21 protein-coding genes and 1 other RNA gene are annotated in these 22,018 nt (G+C 49.4%); 14 read left to right on the top strand and 8 right to left on the bottom strand.

Annotation, left to right across the window (positions count from 1 at the left end; all coding sequences use genetic code 11):
* Positions 1-10: 10 nt before the first annotated feature.
* Complete coding sequence (locus AWU77_RS14555; protein ID WP_062064749.1) at positions 11-1,630, bottom strand: methyl-accepting chemotaxis protein; 1,620 nt, start codon at positions 1,628-1,630, stop codon at positions 11-13.
* A gap of 92 nt (positions 1,631-1,722) precedes the next feature.
* A complete protein-coding gene (gene rpiA, locus AWU77_RS14550) occupies positions 1,723-2,397 on the bottom strand; it encodes a ribose-5-phosphate isomerase RpiA (RefSeq protein ID WP_062064747.1) in 675 nt (224 codons plus the stop codon).
* 310 nt (positions 2,398-2,707) lie between these two features.
* Here rpiA and ilvA point away from each other — a divergent pair, with 310 nt between their 5' ends.
* The 3 genes from ilvA to AWU77_RS14535 all read left to right on the top strand — a co-directional run bounded on the left by ilvA (position 2,708) and on the right by AWU77_RS14535 (position 7,661).
* Positions 2,708-4,222 carry a threonine ammonia-lyase, biosynthetic gene (gene ilvA, locus AWU77_RS14545; protein WP_062064745.1) on the top strand — a complete coding sequence of 505 codons (1,515 nt, stop codon included), beginning with the start codon at positions 2,708-2,710 and terminating at the stop codon, positions 4,220-4,222.
* 412 nt (positions 4,223-4,634) lie between these two features.
* Positions 4,635-7,229, top strand: coding sequence for a family 20 glycosylhydrolase (locus tag AWU77_RS14540; RefSeq protein WP_084618431.1), 2,595 nt, complete (start codon positions 4,635-4,637; stop codon positions 7,227-7,229).
* Between the two features lie 81 nt (positions 7,230-7,310).
* Positions 7,311-7,661 (top strand): hypothetical protein, encoded by a 351-nt coding sequence (locus AWU77_RS14535; RefSeq protein ID WP_152625361.1) that lies wholly within the window; start codon positions 7,311-7,313, stop codon positions 7,659-7,661.
* An 86-nt stretch (positions 7,662-7,747) separates the two neighbouring features.
* Here AWU77_RS14535 and AWU77_RS14530 read toward each other — a convergent pair whose 3' ends face one another.
* From AWU77_RS14530 to AWU77_RS14515, 4 genes are all read right to left on the bottom strand, one after another.
* Positions 7,748-8,392, bottom strand: a complete 645-nt coding sequence (locus AWU77_RS14530) for a 5-formyltetrahydrofolate cyclo-ligase (protein WP_062064741.1) — start codon at positions 8,390-8,392, stop codon at positions 7,748-7,750.
* A gap of 36 nt (positions 8,393-8,428) precedes the next feature.
* A non-coding RNA gene (gene ssrS, locus AWU77_RS14525) (6S RNA) lies at positions 8,429-8,605 on the bottom strand.
* Between the two features lie 217 nt (positions 8,606-8,822).
* Positions 8,823-9,128: a cell division protein ZapA gene (locus AWU77_RS14520; RefSeq protein ID WP_062064739.1), complete on the bottom strand. Its 306-nt coding sequence runs from the start codon at positions 9,126-9,128 to the stop codon at positions 8,823-8,825.
* Positions 9,129-9,139: 11 nt separating this feature from the next.
* On the bottom strand, positions 9,140-9,346 hold the full coding sequence (locus tag AWU77_RS14515; protein WP_062064737.1) for a TIGR02449 family protein: 207 nt from the start codon (positions 9,344-9,346) through the stop codon (positions 9,140-9,142).
* A gap of 231 nt (positions 9,347-9,577) precedes the next feature.
* On the opposite strand from AWU77_RS14515, the gene AWU77_RS14510 reads away from it, so the two are divergent.
* The 8 genes from AWU77_RS14510 to AWU77_RS14475 all read left to right on the top strand — a co-directional run bounded on the left by AWU77_RS14510 (position 9,578) and on the right by AWU77_RS14475 (position 16,577).
* Complete coding sequence (locus AWU77_RS14510) at positions 9,578-10,192, top strand: UPF0149 family protein (RefSeq protein ID WP_062064735.1); 615 nt, start codon at positions 9,578-9,580, stop codon at positions 10,190-10,192.
* 18 nt (positions 10,193-10,210) lie between these two features.
* On the top strand, positions 10,211-11,524 hold the full coding sequence (gene pepP, locus AWU77_RS14505; protein ID WP_062064733.1) for a Xaa-Pro aminopeptidase: 1,314 nt from the start codon (positions 10,211-10,213) through the stop codon (positions 11,522-11,524).
* A gap of 19 nt (positions 11,525-11,543) precedes the next feature.
* Positions 11,544-14,075 carry a 2-octaprenyl-6-methoxyphenyl hydroxylase gene (ubiH, locus tag AWU77_RS20165; RefSeq protein ID WP_084618429.1) on the top strand — a complete coding sequence of 844 codons (2,532 nt, stop codon included), beginning with the start codon at positions 11,544-11,546 and terminating at the stop codon, positions 14,073-14,075.
* A 21-nt stretch (positions 14,076-14,096) separates the two neighbouring features.
* Positions 14,097-14,612: an MgtC/SapB family protein gene (locus AWU77_RS14495; protein ID WP_062064731.1), complete on the top strand. Its 516-nt coding sequence runs from the start codon at positions 14,097-14,099 to the stop codon at positions 14,610-14,612.
* Positions 14,613-14,648: 36 nt separating this feature from the next.
* Positions 14,649-15,023, top strand: coding sequence for a hypothetical protein (locus AWU77_RS14490; protein WP_062064729.1), 375 nt, complete (start codon positions 14,649-14,651; stop codon positions 15,021-15,023).
* A 285-nt stretch (positions 15,024-15,308) separates the two neighbouring features.
* Positions 15,309-15,518, top strand: a complete 210-nt coding sequence (locus AWU77_RS14485) for a cold-shock protein (protein WP_039912329.1) — start codon at positions 15,309-15,311, stop codon at positions 15,516-15,518.
* A gap of 161 nt (positions 15,519-15,679) precedes the next feature.
* Positions 15,680-15,997: a DUF3301 domain-containing protein gene (locus AWU77_RS14480; RefSeq protein ID WP_062064727.1), complete on the top strand. Its 318-nt coding sequence runs from the start codon at positions 15,680-15,682 to the stop codon at positions 15,995-15,997.
* A gap of 19 nt (positions 15,998-16,016) precedes the next feature.
* The gene (locus AWU77_RS14475; protein WP_062064725.1) at positions 16,017-16,577 is read left to right on the top strand and encodes an NUDIX hydrolase; all 561 of its coding nucleotides are present in this window, start codon (positions 16,017-16,019) and stop codon (positions 16,575-16,577) included.
* Between the two features lie 34 nt (positions 16,578-16,611).
* Here the strand turns inward: AWU77_RS14475 and AWU77_RS14470 are convergent, their stop codons facing one another.
* The gene (locus AWU77_RS14470; RefSeq protein ID WP_062064723.1) at positions 16,612-17,334 is read right to left on the bottom strand and encodes a DapH/DapD/GlmU-related protein; all 723 of its coding nucleotides are present in this window, start codon (positions 17,332-17,334) and stop codon (positions 16,612-16,614) included.
* A 64-nt stretch (positions 17,335-17,398) separates the two neighbouring features.
* Between AWU77_RS14470 and AWU77_RS14465 the strand changes: the two genes are divergently transcribed.
* The gene (locus AWU77_RS14465) at positions 17,399-18,007 is read left to right on the top strand and encodes a class I SAM-dependent methyltransferase (RefSeq protein WP_062064720.1); all 609 of its coding nucleotides are present in this window, start codon (positions 17,399-17,401) and stop codon (positions 18,005-18,007) included.
* Positions 18,008-18,019: 12 nt separating this feature from the next.
* Here AWU77_RS14465 and AWU77_RS14460 read toward each other — a convergent pair whose 3' ends face one another.
* Complete coding sequence (locus AWU77_RS14460) at positions 18,020-18,838, bottom strand: MipA/OmpV family protein (protein WP_062064718.1); 819 nt, start codon at positions 18,836-18,838, stop codon at positions 18,020-18,022.
* Between the two features lie 114 nt (positions 18,839-18,952).
* Here AWU77_RS14460 and dbpA point away from each other — a divergent pair, with 114 nt between their 5' ends.
* Both dbpA and AWU77_RS14450 read left to right on the top strand, forming a co-directional pair.
* Entirely contained in the window at positions 18,953-20,329 is a 1,377-nt protein-coding gene (gene dbpA / locus AWU77_RS14455; RefSeq protein ID WP_062064716.1) for an ATP-dependent RNA helicase DbpA, read from the top strand.
* Between the two features lie 307 nt (positions 20,330-20,636).
* Positions 20,637-21,950, top strand: a complete 1,314-nt coding sequence (locus AWU77_RS14450; protein ID WP_062064714.1) for a gluconate:H+ symporter — start codon at positions 20,637-20,639, stop codon at positions 21,948-21,950.
* Positions 21,951-22,018 lie beyond the last annotated feature (68 nt).

Raw genomic sequence — 22,018 nt, 5'->3', positions numbered from 1 at the left:
CCCTTTCGGGTTAAACCGCAAAATGCGCGATTTGGGTTTCCAGGTTTTTGGTGGTGTCATCCAGCCGCAGGGCTATTTGTGCAGACGCGCGGGCGTCCTGATTCAAGCTATCGATCAAACTCACTACTTGAATAATGTTTTTGTTGATCTCCTCTGCGGTATAGCTCTGCTCTTCTGCGGCGGTGGCGATTTGCATATTCATGCCCAAAATCGCAGTGATCGCCTGACTAATCTGATTGATTGATTGCCCCGCTTGGCCAGCCATTTCCAGGGTTGAGCCAGTTTTACTTTGGCTGGTTTTCATTGCATTCATGGCATGCGCCGCGCCGCGTTGCACGGCTTCGATAATCTGTTGAATTTCTTCAGTAGAATCTTGGGTGCGTTTGGCGAGTGAGCGCACTTCATCGGCCACCACCGCAAAACCGCGCCCCTGCTCACCGGCGCGCGCTGCTTCAATCGCGGCGTTAAGGGCGAGTAGATTGGTCTGTTCGGCTACATTTTTGATGACATCTAACACGCCGCCGATGCGGTTGGTATCCGCTTCCAACTGAGTCATTGCGCTGCCTACATTATTGACCTCGTTGCTCAGTTCGTTGATCGCCTGCAGGGTGTTGTCCATCACCTTCAGGCCTTGATGTGCGTTTTGATCGGCGCTTTGGGCTGCATCGGCGGCGCCACCGGCATTACTGGCCACCTCTTGCACGGTAGCGGTCATTTCGTTAATCGCCGCCGAGACCTGATCGGTCGAGTGGTGTGCTTGATCGGTATAGCGCACCACAGTTGAGGCGCTTTGGTTGATCTGGCTCGATGCCTCGGTCAGCTTGTGCATTGAGTTTTGTACTGTGGTTACTACTTGCACAATGCTCTGCTGTACTCGGTTGACGTTGCGCCCGAGTTTGCCTAATTCGCCAGTGCCACTAACGTGTAGCGACTCGAGGAAGTTGCCTTCCGCCAGCAGCGCGAGATGATCGTTGACGTTGCGCAGTGGGGCGATGAGGCTTTTGCGCAAAATCATTAGCACCATAGCAATCACCAGAATCCCGCCAATAATGATCATGGCGTCGGCCCAGAATGATATGTGAGCGCTGGTAGCGGCGTGGTGTGCTGTTTCATCGGCTACTTGCTGGGAGATTAAATTAGCCGATTCTTCTAATAGCTTTGTTGGTTCACGGTCTATGCCGGTCACGGCGGCATCGCCCGCTGCCGGGTCAAATCCTGCAGCCTTGAATGATTCGAGCCCCTGCCGATATTTGGTAAGGGCCCCATTGTGAGCGCTTAGGAAGGCCTCAATTTTGTCGCGGCTATCGCCCTGTAAGGTACTTTTTAGCTGGGAGCCCTGTTGCTGGATAGATTCGTGCAGCGCCTCAAATTGTGCCCAGTACTGGTTGAGTTTGGCGGGGTCTTTGCCGCGGAGCAGCACATTTTTCCACTCTTGCACCTGGGTTTTGAACTGGTAATTCATTTTGTTGATGCTGCGTTCTTGCGCCACTGAGTTGGTAATCAGATGGTTGTAGTCAGCAATAGTGTTGCTCAGCAGGGCGATTGCGATAGCCCCAATAATGACCAATAAAACTACACCGGCACTGACGGCCATAATCAAGCGGCCTTGGATACTGGAAAGGGAAAACATGGATAAAAAGCCTCAAAGAGTCGGGATAACTTTTTGAGTATAGGAAACAGCCAGCGATAGGCCTGATTAATTTTAGGGCTTTACCCACGCACTCAGCGTGGATAAAGCGTTTTCACGCCGTCATTGGTGCCAAGCAGTAAAACATCGGCGCCCTGCGCGGCAAACAATCCATTGGTGACCACACCGGTAATTTGGTTGATGCGAGTTTCCAGGCCGACCGGGTCGATAATCTGCAAGTTGTAAACATCGAGAATCACATTACCGTTGTCGGTTACCACGCCGTCGCGGTACACCGGCGTGCCGCCCAGTTTTACCAGTTCCCGTGCGACGTAGGAGCGCGCCATAGGGATAACTTCGACCGGCAGCGGAAATTTACCCAGCACGTCGACCCATTTACTGCCATCGGCGATACACACAAATTCCTTGGATACCGCGCGCACAATTTTCTCGCGCGTCAACGCAGCGCCGCCGCCTTTGATCAAATGCAGGTAGGCATTGCTCTCATCGGCGCCATCGACATACACCACTAATTCGCTCACTGAATTGCAATCGAGCACATCGATACCGAGGTTTTTCAGGCGCGCGGCAGAGGCATCGGAACTGGCCACTGCACCGGCAAACAGGTGTTTGATCTCGCCCAGGTAATCGATAAAAAAATTCGCGGTAGAACCTGTACCAACGCCGATGATGGAATCTCCACCCAGTTTGGGTTTGATGTATTCAATCGCCGCGCGGGCAACGGCTTGTTTGAGTTGATCTTGAGTCATGGCAGATTGTCCGGTGTGGTAGGGCGGACCTCGCGTAGCAAGCCGCCGAAGCTGATGTTTATTTATTAGCCCGCCTAGCATAACCGGTTGGTAGTGTGCGACACGCCGTAAATACGTCCTTGTAGGCTCATCTTCGACATCCATGTCTCAGACGGTCGCCCACCACCAACCGATCACGCTAGGCTAGATGCGTCGATCAGTAAAATAGTGCTCGCATTATACGGATATTCGCCGTGCTAGCAGCGGCTAAATTGTTTACACTGCGACGACATTTTTATTCTTCTATTCATTCCTCCACGTAAGAAGTGACATGCCTGAATCCTACATAAAACGTATTCTCAACGCCCGCATTTACGATCTGGCGGTAGAAACTCCGCTCGATGAAGCGCGCCTGCTGTCCCTGCGCACGGGCAATAAAGTCTTGCTCAAACGCGAAGATTTACAGCCGGTGTTCTCGTTCAAATTGCGCGGTGCTTACAACAAGCTGCAGATGCTCACCGAAGCGGAGCGCGCGCGCGGTGTGATCGCCGCCTCGGCGGGCAATCATGCGCAAGGTTTGGCACTCGGTGCGCAGCATCTCGGCATTAAAGCGACTATCGTCATGCCGCGCACGACACCGGCGATTAAAGTTGATGCGGTAAAAGCGCGTGGTGCCAAGGTGGTATTGCATGGCGATAGTTATGACGAGGCCTCGGCGCACGCGAAAAAACTGGTGGAAGAAAAGGGCATGACCTATGTCCACCCGTTTGATGACCCCGATGTGATCGCCGGGCAAGGCACTATCGCAATGGAAATCCTGCGTCAGTATCCCGGTAAAATTGATGCGATTTTTATCGCCGTCGGCGGCGGTGGTTTGGCTGCCGGTATTTCTGCCTATGTGAAATATGTGCGCCCTGAAATCAAAATTATCGCGGTGGAAGCAGAAAGTTCCGCTTGTTTGAAAGCCGCGCTGGAAAAGAAAAAACGTGTAGTGCTACCGCAAGTGGGCATTTTTGCCGATGGCATCGCGGTGGCGCAAATCGGCGAGGAAACTTTCCGTGTGCTACGCAAAACAGTCGATGAATGTATCACCGTGTCTGACGATGAAATCTGCGCGGGCATCAAAGATATTTTTGAGGATACCCGTTCCATCGCCGAGCCGGCGGGTGCAACCGGTATCGCCGGGCTGAAAAAATACGTGGCTGAACACGGTATTACCGGCCAGACCCTGATTGCCATCGACTGCGGCGCGAACATCAATTTTGATCGCCTGCGCTACATTAGCGAGCGCACCGAAATTGGCGAGCAGCGCGAGGCGATTTTGGCGGTGACTATTCCCGAGCGTCGCGGTGCCTACAAAGAGTTTTGTAAGGCGCTGGGCAAACGCAATATCACGGAATTTAACTATCGTTATGCCGATGCTAAAGATGCGCGCATTTTTGTGGGGGTGCAGGTCGCAGCAGGCGGCACCGACCGCGCTGATCTGGTGAGTGAATTAACCACCCAAGGCTATGACTTGGTGGATATGACTGAAAACGAGCTGGCGAAATTGCATATCCGCCATCTAGTCGGCGGCCATGCCCCCCAGATTACCGACGAGGTTCTCTACCGCTTTGAATTCCCCGAGCGCCCGGGAGCACTGCTGACGTTTTTGAATAAAGTCGCTGGTCGTTGGAATATCTCCCTGTTCCACTACCGCAACCACGGCTCCGCTGCCGCCCGTGTATTGGTGGGCTTACAGGTGCCGAAAAAAGATTACGGCGAGTTGAAAGTGTTTTTGAACGAGTTAAATTATCCCTACTGGGATGAAACCAAAAACGAAGCGTATAAATTCTTTTTAGGCTAAAACCTATGGATCCCCGCAAGCGGGGATGACGACTCCCTGCGTTAACAAAAGAATCTTTCTATTAGCACTTCGTCACTCCCGCTCGCGGGAGTTCAGCTTGTGCTTTTAAAACCTATGGATCCCCGCAGCGGGGATGACGATTCCTTGTATCAAAAAGACAATCGTCTTATCTGCACTTCGTCACTCCCGCTTGCGGGAGTCCAGCTTTTGCTTTTAAAACCTGCATATCCCTCCTATCAGGGATGGCGACTCCCTGCATTTTCCCCATCTCTGTCTATCCTTAAGCCAATGCCCGCAAGGGTTAATTTATGTTCAGACGCTGGCGCGAACAAGTTTTTGGTGTAATCTGGACAACGTTGTCAAGAAAATCCACATGCCAAATCAACTCACTAAATACAGGCAGGAGTTACTAATGAAATCTGCAGGTCAACACATAGCCATGCGTTTGGGTGCCCTGACGCTGGCGCTTGGGCTTACCCAGAGCGCTTTTGCCGCTAATCTCAACCAACAACAACTCAGTGAATTTGCGGGCAAGGCTCAGTTGCGGTTTGCCGTGGTGAACAATCTCGCCGCCAAGCCGCAAGCACAATTGACGCTGACCAATGACTCTGCCGCAGATTTGCCCGCAGGGCAGGGCGACTGGCGCATTTACTTCCACTCGGTGCGCAAATTAGATCCGACCTTGGTTGAAGGCTTGAGTCTGCGCCATGTGCAGGGCGATCTCCATGAGCTATCGCCCACTGCCGGATTCAAAGGCTTGGCCAAAGGTGCCAGTCTGCTAGTGCCCTATACCGCTGGTGCGCATCTGGTGAGCTATACCGATTTTATGCCGCGCGCGTTTATCGCCCAGCAGGGCTTGAACCCCGAAGTATTTGCTAATACCAATACCGAAACGCTGCAGGATTTTGTCGCGCCGTTCACCAAGCCTGAACAGTTGCAGCGTTTCGCGCCGGATTTGTACCCCATCGCCACTGCGGCGACTCGCTATGAAGGCAATCTCGCTGTTAATGCTGCTGCGGCCAAGTTGGATACCAGCGCCAAAATTATCCCCAGCCCGGCTGAGGTGAAATATCGTAAGGGCACAGCGGTAATCGATAGCAGCTGGAAAATCAGCTACGCCGGTCGCCTGACCAGTGAAGCAAAATATTTGGCCGATCAACTCAAAACTGCGGGCATCACACTGGAAATCAAACCGGCCCATGGGGGTGCGGCGGGTGATGTGCTGGTCGCCTCGGGCAAAACCATTGAGTTGCAAGTAGATGCATCGGTTGGTGAGGCGGAAGCCTATAAGCTGAGTATCGCTGCCGAAAAAATTACCATTGTCGGCAGCGACAATGCCGGAGCGTTTTACGGTATTCAAAGTGTGCTGAGTTTATTGCCGGCACAAGTCTCATCAAGTCACAGCTTGCCGCAACTCACTGTAAGTGATGCGCCGCGCTACCGCTGGCGCGGCATGATGTATGACATGGGGCGCAACTTTCACGGCAAAGACGTCACCCTGCGGTTGATCGAGCAGATGGCGCGTTACAAACTCAATAAACTGCATCTGCATTTAACCGAAGATGAAGGCTGGCGCCTGGAAATTCCCGGTCTGCCGGAGTTGACTGATGTCGGTGGCAAGCGCTGTTTTGATCTGAGCGAACAGACCTGTTTGCTGACCCAATTGGGCACCGGTCCGCACAAGTCCGGCTCGGGCAATGGCTACTACAGCACGGCCGACTTTATCGAGATTATAAAATTCGCCAGCGCCCGTCATATCGAAGTTATCCCGGAAATCGATATGCCCGGCCACGCGCGGGCGGCGGTGAAATCGATGGAAGCACGCTACAAAAAACTGCTCAAGGCCGGTAAAAAAGCTGAGGCCGAGCAGTATTTGTTATCCGATCCACTGGATAAATCCGAATACATGACGGTGCAGAATTACACCGATAACTCCATCAATGTGTGCCTGCCATCGACCTATGCGTTTGTCGATAAAGTCGTGTACGAACTGCAGCAGATGTACCGCAAAGCCGGAACCACATTGGTGACTTTCCATATGGGCGGCGATGAAGTGGGGGTAGGTTCCTGGACTGCATCACCAGCCTGTAATGCACTGTTTGCCAAAGGCGAGATGGGTGTTGCAGGCCCGGCTGACCTCAAGCCGTATTTCGTGAGTAAAGTTGCGGCGATTACCGCTATGCGCGGTTTGGATCTGGCCGGTTGGGAAGACGGTTTGATGTACGACGCAAGCAATACCTTTAACCGCAGCCAATTTGCCAATAAACATGTGTTGGCAAATGCCTGGGACAATATTTGGGAGTGGGGTGTTGCTGATCGCGCCTATCGTTTAGCGAATGCGGGCTATGAACCGATTTTATCGGCGGCCACTCACTTGTATTTCGATCATCCACACGAAGCTAATCCTGAAGAGCGCGGCTACTACTGGGCAGCGCGCTACACAGACGCAAACAAAGTGTTTGGATTTATGCCCGACAATTTTTACGCTAACGCCGACAAAACCCGCAACGGAGCTGCAATCGATGACTTGGAAGCGTTGGTTGGTCGCGCTATGCCAGCATTGGAAAAACCGGAAAATTTGCGCGGTATACAAGGGCAAGTCTGGAGTGAAACCATTCGCTCCGCTGCGCAACTGGAGCAGATGATTTATCCACGTTTAATTCCACTGGCTGAGCGTGCTTGGCACAAAGCTGCTTGGGAGGGCGATAAACCAAATACAGCGGCGCGCATGGCGGATTGGGCGGCATTTAGCGTGCAATTAAGCAATAAAGAATTACCGAAGTTGGCTGCCTTGGGGGGTAGTTTCTACCTGCCGCCACCGGGTGCAATTATTCAAAAGGGCAAGTTGCTGGCTAATTCATCGCTGCCCGGCTTGACGATTGAAGTCAGTCTCGATCAGGGCGAGACATGGCGCGAGTACACTGGCGCATTAGCCGTTGAGAGTGTGGTATCGGTACGCACCCGTCTTGGCGATGCCACTAGTCGGGTAGTTACTGCTGCGCCTTAAGAGCCGATATATCTCGCGCAAGGATGCGCGGTATCCATTGTTATGCGTTAGAAATCATTCCTCTCAATTGCAAAAATACTGGTGTTTCTCGCTATTTTTGTAATGTCGCTACTGAAAACAGCTAAATTCCCGAGAAAAACGCATTATTTTGCTAAAAATGTGTGTTTTTTTGCAGTTTTATCCATGAGTTGTATTTCATTCTGTTTGATCATTGCCTATTCTTTACCCACGCCACAGCCTCGTGCTGTTTTGTGGTCGCTTATAAAAGATGTTGTTTTTTTTAAAATAATATTGCGCAAGGTTACCACCATGAAAGTTGATGTTCTCTCCGCAGTGATATTGTTATTTTGTTTAGGAGTTTGTGTGACCCTGTTAGATGTAGGTGCTTTAGTGTCGTTGGCAGAAGCTGCTGTAGAATCGACCGCTGAATAAGCCGCAGGTAAGTAAACGGAATTTTCGACAATGACTCCCGCTTCGGCGGGAGTTGTTTTTTGGGCGAGAGAAAAATTATTTTTGCTTCAGGTTTGGGTAAAAATCAGTTCTTTGTCGGTGGCTATAGCCAGCAGTGGAATGTCCCATTCGGCAGTGGCGAGCGATTCGACTTCCTGGCAGGCGTGCGCTAAACCAATTAACACCGGTTTGCCGGCCGATTTTTTTTGTTTAAACGCAAAGGTCGCATCGTAAAAACCACCGCCCATGCCCAAACGCGCACCGCTGCGATCAAATCCCACTAGCGGCATCAACACCACATCCAATAATTGCGCCGACATTTTGTGTTGCTTGCGAAAATCCGGTTCCGGAATGCCAAAGCGATTGTTCGCGAGTTGTGTATCGGCTTTGTATTCAACAAACCACAAGTCGCGGCGTTTATCGGGGCGCAGCACCGGTAAAAAGCAGTGCTTTTCCATTTTCCACAGTTGCCGGGCAATAGGTGCTGGGTCGATTTCACCATCATTTGCCATATAAATCGCCACATTGCGCGCGCGCATAAATTGCGGCACTTTCATTAAATGGCGCAGTAGAAACAGCGAAGCCTGCATTTGTTGGGTGGGGTTGAGCGCTTGGCGCCGCGCACGCAATTCAAGCCGCAATGTGCTTTTAGTTTGGGCTAGAGTGTCGGCCGGAGGGTTATTGTCGAACGGATCAGCGAGCGAATCGGCCATAAACAGCCTTATCAAAGATAAATACAGAGAGAGTTAAGAGACCCCGAAATGCCGCAACCAAGCTGGCCTTGAACCCATAGGTTCAAGGAGGTAGCACCTGTGGTTTTTAAGGCTTTCCGTCAAGCGGACATGCACACCAAACACAACGAGACACCACCAGTTTTGTGGAAATCGGCTCAAGGACTTGTCGGTTTGCAAACATTCCAGGGCGTGCCGACAGTATAACCCAAGGTTACCTTGCTTCCGCAAATGAAATTAAGCTTGGGTTCTATTATCGGTTAGCAATTAATGGTCTTAAACCGCACTGGTAAAAAGCGGGAAATTGCGCTTGTGTTTATGAATTCGGCAATTTGTGTGTTGTGTGTTCGGGTTGCAAAAACAACTGCGCCCGCAAAGGCGGGCGCAGTGGCGTGAATAGAATATTTGTTTCCTATCCCAATTTGTTCAGGGTGTTATCTAATTTGTCATTCAAGCGCAATAAATCCGTGCGATTGACTGAACTGCCGGCTCCGGCGCTGGCCGCCACTGTTTTGGCTTGCAGCAATTCATGGCTCAAATTGAGCGCCGCCATAACGGCGATGCGCTCAAGGCCGATCACTGCGCCAGTGCCGCGAATTGCTTTCATGCGTTCATCGAGCAATTGCGCCGATTCCACCAGTGCTTGACGCTCTTCACGCGGGCAAGCGACTTGATATTCTTTATCGAGGATTTTTACAAAAACAGTTTCGTTGCTCATCAATGCCTCGATTACTCTGCGTCCAGATTACGTAAATGGGTGATCATGGCTTCTACGCGGCTGCGCGCCACTTCATTCTTTTCGATCAGGCGCACCCGCTCGCGCTGCCACTCGCTTTCGCGGGTTTTGAGTTCGGCGTTTTCTTGCTGCAGGCGATTGCACAGCAGGATCAGCTTATCCAGCTTGGTTTCGAGGGCGAGTAACAGATCGTCAGACATGATAATAAATAACCAATAAATAGCGCAGGTCGCCCACTATATTGCGCGCCCAGCGGGTGGTCAATCACACAGCCCAAGTTAATGTGAATTCGAGAAGTTGAGCTGTATTAAATTGATAAACAAACAGGTTTTACTCAGGTGGTTTTAACCTTAGAAATCGCTATATAAAAGTTTGCAGAGTCGACAAGCGCAATCGTGATAGCATTCGTCCCACTGCGATGAGAGGCCACTATGACCGATACCACTTCCACCGAACAACTGCTCGCCCCCCTGAATTTTGATGATCTCGCCAACCTGTTGGCACCCCTCGGCACCCTCAATAGCCCTTCTGAACTGCACGGTTTGCTGTGCGGTAAATTGGCGGGTGGTGCGACCTTGAGTGAAATCAACTGGCTGTTGGAGGCGGTTGAATTTCTCGATTTTATCGCCGCACCCGACGAGCAAGTGCGCATCGCCCTGAGTCGTTTGTATCACACCACGAGCGATCAACTGCGCGGCCAATTCAGTTTGAAATTGATGTTGCCCGATGATGACAACACGCTCAATGATCGCGTGCGCGCGCTGAGTGAGTGGTGCCACGGTTTCCTCACCGGTTTTGGCAGTGTTGATCATCAAGGTAAGCGAGTGATCAACGAAGAATTTGAAGAAATGCTCCAAGACATGGCCAACATCGTACAAATCCAGGCCGATGATGAAGAAGACGAGCCAAGTGCAGAAGCGGACTACATGGAGGTAACCGAATATGTGCGGGTGGTGGTTAACTCACTCTATTTTGAATTTTCAGCCGAGCATGCCGAAGGGGTAAATCCTGCGAGCATGGCACCTGGGTCTAATCAATTACATTAATTGTTTGCGAGTGCCTACATGAGAATATCCAAAGCCGAATTTGCCCGCCGCCGCAAAGCCTTAATGGCACAAATGGAGCCTAACTCCATCGCCATAGTGCCCGCCGCCCCTGAGCGCACTCGCAGCCGCGATACCGAATATCACTACCGTCAAAACAGCGATTTTTTATACCTCTCGGGTTTTGAAGAGCCGCAAGCAGTGCTGGTATTAATTCCTGGCCGCGAGCACGGTGAATATGTGTTGTTTGTGCGCGAGCGCAATCGTGAGCGGGAAATTTGGGATGGCTATCGCGCAGGTCCAGAAGGCGCCTGCAGTGAATTTGAAGCGGACGATGCATTTCCTATCGATGATATAGATGAAATTTTACCCGGCTTACTCGAAGGTAAGCAGCGTGTTTACTACTCCATGGGTAAAGATAATGAATTCGATAAACACGTCATGGATTGGGTCAACACCATCCGTGCCAAAGTGCGCTCTGGTGCAACGCCACCGGGCGAGTTTTTGGATTTAAGCCACTTTCTCAATGAGCAGCGTTTGTTTAAAAGCGCTGCCGAGTTGCGGGTAATGAAAGAGGCGGGCGAAATTTCTGCCCGCGCCCATGTGCGCGCCATGAAAGCGAGCAAAGCGGGTGTGATGGAATATCAGCTCGAAGCAGAAATTCTGCATGAATTCCACATGAGTGGCGCGCGTTTTCCGGCGTACAACACCATTGTCGGCGGCGGTAAAAATGGCTGCATTTTGCATTACATTGAAAACTCCGCGCCGCTCAAAAATGGCGATTTGGTTTTAATCGATGCCGGTTGTGAATTGGATTATTACGCGGCAGATATCACCCGCACCTTTCCCGTTAATGGAAAATTTTCGCCCGAACAAAAAGCCCTCTACGAGATTTGTTTGCAAGCCCAACTTGAAGCCATCGCCGAATGTAAACCGGGCAAACACTGGAACGATCCCCACGAAGCAACCGTGCGTGTGATCACCCAAGGTCTGGTAAAAATCGGCCTGCTCGAAGGCGATGTAAACGAATTAATTAAAAGCGAAGCCTACAAAGAATTTTATATGCATCGCGCCGGTCACTGGCTCGGTATTGATGTACACGATGTTGGTGATTACAAAGTCGGCGGCGAATGGCGTGTACTCGAACCCGGCATGGTCATGACCGTAGAGCCGGGCATTTACGTCGCGCCCGACAACGAACGCGTCGCCAAAAAATGGCGCGGCATCGGCATTCGCATCGAAGACGACGTCGTCATCACCAAAGACGGCAACGAAGTCCTCACCAAAGACGTTCCCAAAACCATTGCCGACATTGAAGCGTTGATGGCCAGTTAAAATCTAGGTTGGATTTTTTATGTCGCACCTACTCGAATTTGATATCGCCATTATCGGCGGCGGCATGGTGGGCACGAGTCTCGCCAGTTTGCTTGCTGCCAGTCAGCCTCAATTGCGCATTGCGTTAATTGAAGCGCAGCCCTTTGCGCGCGCCGATGATATTCATTTTCAGCCAAGTTTTGATGCGCGCTCTACTGCGCTTTCTTACGGTACGGCGGCTATTTTGCGCGAGTTGGGTTTGTGGGAAAAACTGCAGCAACACATTACACCGATTGCGCAGGTGCATGTGTCGGATCGCGGGCATTTTCTTGGCGGTGTGATTGACGCTGCAGAAAATAATATCGCGGCGGTCGGTTATGTGGTTGAAAATGCGTGGCTGGGAAAAGTGTTACTCGGCCATGTGCAAGCGCAAAAAAATATTCAGTGTTTTGCTTCATCAAGCGTAACCCAATTGTTGCCGCAACAGGATGGCGCACTGCTCAATGTAAAAACCGATGCGCAAGAATTTACCATCAGCACAACGCTTGCCGTGATTGCCGACGGTGGCGATTCACCCTTGCGCAAGGCGTTGGGCATAGGCACGCAAGTGCGTGACTATGGGCAGACAGCGATTATCACTAATGTGGAATTTTCCGAGCCCCATCAAGGTGTGGCTTATGAGCGTTTTACGGCCGATGGCCCGGTTGCGCTTTTGCCTCTGGGTGAATCCAGCCATGCGCAAATATCGGCGCTGGTGTGGACTTTGCCTGCCGCGCAAGCCGATGAAACTCTCGCGTTAAACGATGCGGATTTTCTCGCACAATTGCAGGCGCAATTTGGTTTTCGGGTAGGGCGTTTTAATCGCGTGGCCAAACGTTTTGCCTATCCCTTGCAGTTAGTTTTAGCTGAAGAGCAAGTGCGCTCGCATGTGGTATTGCTCGGCAATGCTGCGCATTTTTTGCATCCGGTTGCCGGTCAGGGGTTTAATTTGGCGCTGCGCGATTGCGTTGGCTTGGTAGAAACCCTGCGCGAGGCGACTGAAAAAAATAAATCCTACGGCGATTTGGCCGTGTTGCAATCCTATCTGCACAAACAATCATTCGATCAGCAACTCACTATTGAATTTAGCGATAAGTTAGTGCGTTTGTTTTCCAGCGATCAACTGCCGTTGATTGCTATGCGTCATCTCGGGTTATTAAGCCTTGAATCTATTCCGCTGATAAAAAATCAATTTATCGCCCAGACCATGGGCACCGCTGGCCGCGGGTTTCGCTGGCTGTTAGATGAAGTTTCGGACGAAAAATTAGCGGCTTACAATGGTGAATCAGTTGCAAGTAATGAACCGGCTGAGCAACAAAATAACCTGGATTACGATGTAATTATCGTCGGCGCCGGTTTGGTGGGTGCCGCACTTGCGTGCGCCATTGCACAAACAGATGCGGCGCAACATTTGCGCATCGCTGTGATAGAAGCAAGTGGTGATGTACAACACTTTAGCGGCGAGCAGTTTGATCCGCGGGTGGTTGCGCTCACCCATGCATCGCAAACATTATTTACCGATATTGGCTGTTGGGACGAAATTGTCGCACAGCGCGCTTGCGCCTATCGCGAAATGAAAGTATGGGACGGTGAGGGCACCGCCGCGATTGAATTTGATTGCGCTGAGGTGCAGCAATCTCATCTCGGTCACATTGTGGAAAACTCGGTGATTGTGAAGCAACTGCGTGAACGTATGGCGCAGCATAACAATATTTTTCTGCTGCAGCCTGTTGCGGTCACGCAGATTATTTCGTCACAAGACGGCGCGGTGCGCACGCGGGTGCAACTTTCTAATGGCAATGAAATTACCGCGGCGCTGTTAATTGCCGCAGACGGCGCGCACTCCAAAGTACGCGAATTGGCTGAATTTGCCACCCGCGAATGGGACTATGGCCAGCAGGCAATTATCACCACCGTGCGCACCGAGCTTCCGCACGAATTTACTGCGTGGCAGCGGTTTATGCACACGGGGCCGCTGGCATTTTTGCCGCTGCAACAGCAGGGCGATGCGCACAGTTGTTCAATTGTTTGGTCGGCAGAAGATGCATTAGCTGCAGAGTTGATGGCCTTGGATGATGAAACGTTTTGCGCGCGGCTCACCGCTGCATTTGAAGCGCGTCTTGGCAAGGTTATCTACTGCGATAGGCGCTATGCCATTCCTTTGCGCCAGCGCCACGCGACGACCTATATTCAACCGGGAATCGCATTGGTGGGTGATGCTGCGCACAATATTCATCCCTTGGCCGGGCAGGGTGTCAATTTAGGTTTGTTAGATGTGATCGCGCTTGCGCAGGAAATTGAGCGCGCATTGCTGCGCGGCATCCCACTGGCCGATTATTCCATTCTGCGCCGTTACCAGCGTCAGCGCTTGGCGGGTAATTTGGGCATGATGTCAGCAATGGAAGGTTTTAAACGCTTGTTTGGCAATCGCAGTCTGGCCGTAAATTGGCTGCGCAATACCGGCATGCGCCAGCTAAACTCAGTAGCGGCTATTAAAAAAATCATCATCAATACCGCGCTGGGCGTTTCCTGATTTGCGTGCTGAGGTAAGTCTATGGATCTAGATGTAATCTTGTCGGTCACTCCGTTTGATTGGAGTGCGATTGGCACTGCCTTGTTGTGCGGCAGTATTATCGGAATTGAGCGGCAGCTGCGTGGCAAACCCGTCGGTATTCGCACCTCCTCCCTCATCACCCTCGGCACCTATATTTTTATCGCTGCATCGCTATTTGCCTCGGCTCATTTTTCCGGCCCGGAAAAGGTGGTAACCGACCCCTCGCGCATTATCGGTCAGGTGATTACCGGCATTGGCTTTTTGGGCGCTGGTGTTATGTTGGCGCGCGATGGTTTTGTATTGGGGGTAACCTCGGCAGCGACCATTTGGATGTTGGCGTCGATTGGTGTGGTGATTGCGATAGGTTACAACCTGGTGGCGATCAAATTATCCTTGGTCGTGATTGTCGTATTAGTGGGAGTAGACTTCCTTGAAGATTATTCCCAATCCTTCACGCGCGGTGTACATAAAAAATATCAAGACTGGCGTGGTAAAGGTAAATCCAGTTCTGATTAGTTGGTGTAGAAAAGTAACGCTCCTAAAGAAGTATTTATGTCAAAACTCCTAATTGTTTCAAACGTATTAAATGGCCTACTGTTAATTGTTTTAGTTGCATCGGCCGCCGGTTTTATTTCATTTCTTAATATCTATGGCGTGTTTTTGGCGTCTGTTACTGCGGCTATTGCCTGGGGTGTTTTTAAACAACAGCGTTGGGGCTATTTTGCCGCGGCAGCTTGGGCGCTGGCCTGCTATCAATTAGCAAAACAAGGCTACGAATTTCAAAGCATTAAACGACATGTAATGATCTTGGGCTTTGTATTAATTCCGCTTGCACTGTTTTTGCACGAAACTTTGGGTAAAGCTACGGCAAAATCTGCACAAAAGAATGGCAAAAAAAGCGATGATGACTCCAAAATGCCCGATTGATTGTGTGCCTCATACCCAGCATTACAAAAAGTGGCGATAATCGCTAAATTCACGGTTAACTGCTTGACTCGACAAGATCAGTGTTTTAATTTTGAACCGCTACAGATTGAGATCCGCCCCAAGACTAGACTTTTGTAAGACACCCGCTTGCTTGCTCAAGACACTTGGACGTACCACGACCTGAGCAATAGCTTTATTTCAAGCTATTTCACTCTGGCTTTTAGTAAAGTCGGTTTTTTTGTTCGGTCAGCTACGCTGACGTTTTAAATGCAAGATGAGGACGCTATGTCAGATCTAGTCTCTGGTGTTGTTAAATGGTTCAACGATGACAAAGGTTATGGTTTTATTGAACGTGAAGGTGGTGCAGATGTATTTGTACACTTCCGTGCAATCAACGGCAATGGCCGTAAAACCTTGAAAGAAGGTCAGAAAGTGACTTTCGAAGTAACCCAAGGTCAAAAGGGTCCACAAGCAGAAAACGTAACTCCACTCTAATTTGAGTGAGTTTCGAAAAGGGTGATTGAGCAATCAATCACCCTTTGCTGTTTTAGAAGACTTGATTGTGATACCTCGGTGTTTATCGCAATTTGCTGCACTCTATTCCGTCATCCTGTGGTGATCGGCCTTCGTTAGTTTTTCTCATCGGCTTCTGTTTCATGTTCGATTTACAATCCGTCTTATGGCTTACCCTTATTGTTGTTGCTATCTATTACTGGCGTGGTGCATTGGTAGTAAAAGAGCGCGCATTTAATGCCGCACAAAAACGTTGCGAAGAAATGCAGGTGCAGCTATTGGATGAAAACGTATATCTGCGCCGCTTGTGGTTTAAACGCAACGAGCAGGGAAAGTTATCGCTCTGGCGCGCGTTCTATTTTGAATTTACCGTCTCGGGTGCAGATCGTTATTTAGGGCGAGTAATCATGCTGGGCTCGCGCATTACTCAGGTGGAGCTTGATGCACATCGTGTGCACTAAAGATTAATCTGGATTTTATATGGCTGAAAAATTTCCCATTGCAAAAGTTGGCGGTTGGCAAACCAAAACATCAGTGGTTGCATATGAAAACCCTTGGATAAGAGTTGCTCACGAAGAGGTCGTCACCCCTAAGGGTACCGACGGCATCTACGGCGTAGTGCATTTTAAAAATACCGCCATTGGTGTGGTGCCTATTGACGATGAAGGCAATACTTGGCTAGTAAAACAAAGCCGCTACACACTCAATCAATACACCTGGGAAATTCCGGAAGGCGGCTGCCCGCAATGCGAAAGCCCGCTTGCTGCAGCAAAACGTGAGCTTGAAGAAGAGGTGGGATTGCAAGCTCATGATTGGCAGCCCTTAATGACAATGCATTTGTCCAATTCAGTAAGCGATGAGTTTTGCGAAGTGTTTGTGGCTCGCGATTTGTTCGCCGGTCAGCAGCAGCTTGAAGCTACCGAGGATATTGAAGTCAAAAAAATTCTGTTAGTCGACGCTATAGAAATGGTTAAGCGCGGCGAGATCACCGATGCCATTTCAGTTGCTGCTTTATTGCGTATTGCACTCGACCTAAAATAGTTTTTAGAAATGAATGTAGGAATTGCTTTGTTGATTAATCATGCGTATTGGGTTTGATTAACGAGCGCAACCAATTCCACCAGCCGTTATTACCGAGCATATATTTATCTAGCTGATCCTGATTATAAAAATAATGTTCAGCATCAGAAAATAATAATTCCCGTTTTAACATTCTGCGGCTGGGATTAATTGTTTTAATAATCCGCGCAGGATTCCCCGCCGCCACTGAGTTGGCTGGAATATTTCTGGTGACCACTGAGCCTGCCCCCACTACCGAATTTTCGCCAATGGTCACACCTTTAGTGACTATCACTCGCTCCCCCAGCCACACATTATTTTCAATCACTACCGGTTTGGTGCAGCGAAATGGGCGAATGCGATTGTAAATGCCGTGCCAATCGCTATCGCTAATGATGACATTGGCCGCCAGCATACAGTTGTCGCCAATTCGAATCGACTGCGCCGCTGAAATACGCACGCCCGGTGAAATTAAACAGTAATCGCCAATAACAATTTCCGCATCGGCTTGTTTGCTTGGCCAGCTTGTGAAGCGCACGCAATTATCGCTCGCGCAAATAATTTGCGCATATTTGCCCAAATGAATATTGCGCCCGAAAATAACCAAGCTGCGTGGATGTGCAATTTCCGGGATGCTGCCTAGCGTATCAAATTGCGTTGCGACAAAACGCTGCACATACCATTGGTTGATAATTTTGTAGAGACGTTTGATCAGGTAAGGTGTGCTGCTGCGGCGCATGGGCGGGTTCGCTTAAAGTGTTTGTCTGGTAGAATTATTGCCACGATTATGAGCGAGAATAACAATGCTGCCAATTGATATAAATTCAGTAAAAGGTTTTTTAGATCCACAAGAGGGCGCTGCACTGTATGAGCAAGCCTTAGCGGTTGCATCGCTCGGCCCCTGTTTGGAAATTGGTAGCTACTGCGGTAAGTCTACCGTATATCTCGGCAGTGCTTGTAAAAAAGCGAATAGCATCTTATATGCGGTTGATCATCATCGCGGCTCGGAAGAGCATCAGTTGGGCGAGGAATATCACGACCCACTTTTGTACGATAAAGAATTCGGCAAAATGGATAGCTTTCGTGAATTTCGCCACACGCTTGCGCGTGCACAGTTGGAAGATTGCGTAGTGCCCATTGTTGCACCGTCGCAATTAGCTGCGCGCTATTGGTCAACGCCTTTGAGTATGGTGTTTATCGATGGTGGCCACAGCATGGCGGCGGCTCTAACTGATTATCGCGCTTGGGCACCTCATGTGGTGCGCGGCGGCTGGCTGGCGATTCACGATGTATTTCCCAATCCTGCTGATGGCGGTCGCCCACCATTTGAAATTTGGCAGCTAGCACAGCAGTCTGGTTTATTTGAAGCCATACCCTTAATAAAAACGCTTGGGTTATTGAGACGCTTATAAAAATCAGTACGATTATTTAATTACCCATATAAATGCAATACCTCCACGATAAACATCACGTGTTTTTACTAAGGCGCTGTTAGTGAAATCGGTGCCGCTGATATTGTCGTAACGAACAAACAACGCAAGCCTCGTATTAATGCCGTTAGTATTAAAACTGCGGCTTAATGCAATCTGATTATTCCAGCCGCTATAACCACCATCCGCGTTAAAGTAGGCACGCGTTTCAGTTACATATTCTTGTTCTACATTGTAGTAATAATCGTGATAGTCATCGCTCGCAAACATAATGCCGGCACGATAATTTAGCGCCCAGTCACCCAGTTTGGTGCGGTAAACCAGCTGGGGTTGAAAAACCGAACCTATGTAACCCGACTCAGCTGCACCTAGCGCAAATACCGCGCGCCAGGGAATTTGTGCGTGCCAGCCATGCGCAAAATTATCGCCGGTTAAATTAATGTTGAAAGATGGCCCTAATTCCAGCGTTGAGCCTAGTTCAGGCATATCTTCACGAAGTTCATTTTTATCGGCATCGGGTGTGATGGATGCGCTAGCGCTAAAGGTAAATTCATATTGATCAGTGCGCAAAAAATTGCCGCGAACGCCATCGCGATCAGTGCGAATAATTTTCCCCCGATACACAACATAGGGGATCGGGCTGATAAACGTGCGGTACTCATCTGACCCGCGATAATCTGGCCCGCTGATGGCGCCAATACCTAGGCCCAGCTCCCATTTTTTATTGTTCTCTTCTTGCGCGTGACAGATATTGCCAAGTGCGATAAGTAATAACGAGCCAAGAGAAAACTTCAGGCGATAAGGTAAATTCATAAAAAATGATCTAATCCTATAGTGTGTGCAGCCCTTATCCTGGGCGACTTGAGGGGATTTTACTGGTATTCTGCGCGCATTATCCACGTATTTATTTATTCCATCGAGACGCCTGTGACTACCACCGCTTTTTCTTCTTTATCGCTCAGTGCCGATATGCTCGCCAACCTTGAATCGCTTGGTTATAACGAAATGACCCAGATTCAGGCGCAAAGTTTACCGTTGGTGTTGCAAGGGCAAGATATTATCGCGCAAGCAAAAACCGGCAGCGGAAAAACCGCCGCGTTTGGTATTGCGTTGTTAGAAAAATTAAATGTGCGTTTTTTTGGTGTGCAAGCTTTAGTGCTTTGCCCTACGCGCGAATTGGCTGATCAGGTTGCGAAAGAAATTCGTCGTCTCGCGCGCCTGACGCACAACGTAAAAGTATTAACACTCTGCGGTGGTGTTTCAATTGGCCCGCAAATTGGCTCCCTCGAGCGCGGCGCGCATATTGTTGTGGGTACACCAGGCCGCATTGTCGATCATATCGCCAAAGGCACCTTGAAACTCGACTGCATTAATCAATTGGTGCTGGATGAAGCTGACCGCATGTTGGAAATGGGCTTTGCCGATGATCTGGAAACTGTATTGGCGGCCTGCAATACCGAGCGTCAGACCTTATTGTTTTCCGCCACCTATCCTGATGATATTAAAAAAATCAGTGCGCGTTACCAGCGCGAACCCAAGATGGTGAAAGTGGAAGCTATTCACAGCGAAACCAATATCGAACAACATTTTTATGAATTGCAGGCTGGTGATGAAACTTATCCTGCAGTGTTAGCGTTGCTTGCACATTTTCAACCGGCTAGCTCTATCGCATTTTGCAATACTAAAGTTGCTTGTGATGAGTTGCTGGATTATTTACGTGATCAAGATGTAAGTGCTTTGGCATTGCATGGCGATTTGGAACAAAAAGAACGCGATCAAGTATTGGTGCGTTTTTCCAATCGCAGTTGCTCGGTATTGATTGCCACCGATGTGGCTGCACGCGGCATTGATATCAAAGGTTTGGATGCAGTTATTAATGTCGATTTGGCGCGCGACAGCGACGTACACGTGCATCGCATCGGTCGCACTGGCCGCGCGGGTGAATCGGGTTTGGCATTAAGCTTGGTAGTGCAAAAAGAAGTGCACAAGATTAATCGTCTCGAAGATTATATGAAGCAGTCGATTGCGCTCGAAACCTTACCCCAGGCCGATAAAAACTTGGTGCCTTCACCCGCAATGGTGACCTTGCATATTGATGGCGGCAAAAAAGATAAGTTGCGCCCCGGTGATATCATCGGGGCATTAACTAAAGACGCTGGGTTGCCGTTTGAGAAAATCGGCAAAATTGATATGTTTGATAATTCTGCCTATGTCGCGGTCGATCACAGCATCGCACGGGCAGCATTAAAACAGTTATCTGATGGAAGATTAAAAGGTAGGAAGTTTCGTGCAAGACGCCTTTGATAATTTTCAATTTGAAAAATAAGTAAATTTTATCGTCAGTTTTCTCACCTTAATAGTATTAATGTAGTTAAAAACACATAGGGTTGGAGTTCTTGAGACCGTCTGAGACATGGATGTCGAAGATGAGCCTACAGGGGTGTAGTGCGCAACAAGCAAAACGTGTTTTGCGCGCACGGAACGACCGCAATTTATTGAGGGCAGGTCCCGAAGGGGGTTTACGGCGTGTCTCAAAGAGTGTGTCGGAGTGCGATCCGAATTTTTCAGATAAGCAATTCCAAAAAATAACAAATAAATAATAGGAAAATCCATGGCTATAGCAGCAGTCGTCATAGCAATCCTGATCCTTGTAGTGCTCATCACCGGATTAAAACTCAATCCCTTTCTCGCGTTTCTGGTTTCGGCAATATCCGCTGCGATAATGCTGGGTATTCCGCTCGATAAAATTCCGGCCACAATTGAGGCTGGAATCGGTGGCATGCTGGGATCCCTGGCGATTATTTTATGCCTCGGCGCCATGTTTGGAAAACTGGTTGCCGAGTCTGGTGCCGCGCAACAAATCAGCCGCAGTTTAATGAGTTGGTGCGGGCCAAAATATATCACCTGGGCGCTAATGCTCACCGGTTTTATTGTGGGCATTCCGTTGTTTTACAATGTCGGTTTTGTTTTGTTAGTGCCGCTGGTTTTTTCGGTAATGTATCAAACCAAATTACCCGCCGTTTATTTAGGAATTCCGCTACTCGCTGCGCTCTCGGTTACACACGGATTTTTGCCGCCCCACCCGTCACCTGTTGCATTGATTCCACAGTTTGGTGCAAGTATGGGCACTACATTGTTTTATGGAATTATGGTGGCTATTCCAACCATGATTGTTGCTGGGCCAATTTTTTCATCGCGGTTAAAATCTATACACAGTGTGCCTATGGCAACGTTCAAACCGTCTGATTTACCTGAACATGAATTGCCAGGCGTTGCAAATAGTTTTCTGACTGCACTTTTGCCGGTCATGTTAATTGCATTGAGCAGCATCGCCGTTTATTGCTTACCTACCGAAGTTGCCGCCGCACCTGTTGTACTGCTATTAAGTAACTCAATGATCGTGTTGATGATCGCGCTCGCTATAGCAACGGTGACGCTAGGATTAAAGCGCGGAATGAGTATTGGCAAGGTAATGAATATTTACAGCGATGCAATTAAAGATATCGCTGTTATTTTATTAATCGTCGCGGGTGCCGGTGCATTAAAACAAGTAATGGTGGTTAGCGGAGTGAGTGAGCAGTTAGCACATTCACTGCAAAATATTGCGCTCAATCCGTTGGTGTTAGCCTGGTTAATTGCTACGGTAATTCGTATCGCACTGGGCTCTGCGACAGTTGCAGGTTTAACCGCGGCGGGCATTGTTGCACCAATTATTCCACTGACCGGTGCCGATCCAAACTTAATGGTATTGGCCATTGGTGCCGGTAGTTTGATGTGTTCCCATGTAAATGATTCAGGCTTTTGGATGTATAAGGAATATTTTAATTTGAGTATAAAAGATACTTTTAAATCCTGGTCGCTGATGGAAACAATTATTGGTGTGATGGGGTTATTCGGTGTGTTGGTGCTGGATATTTTTGTTTGAGATTAGATGGCTGAGGGTAGCCTTTGCTCCCTACGTAGGGTGTTATATAAAGGGAGTCGTCATCCTCG

The sequence above is a fragment of the Cellvibrio sp. OA-2007 genome, from assembly GCF_000953825.1.
Taxonomy (GTDB): Bacteria; Pseudomonadota; Gammaproteobacteria; order Pseudomonadales; family Cellvibrionaceae; genus Cellvibrio.
This window is presented reverse-complemented; position numbering and strand designations above follow the sequence as displayed.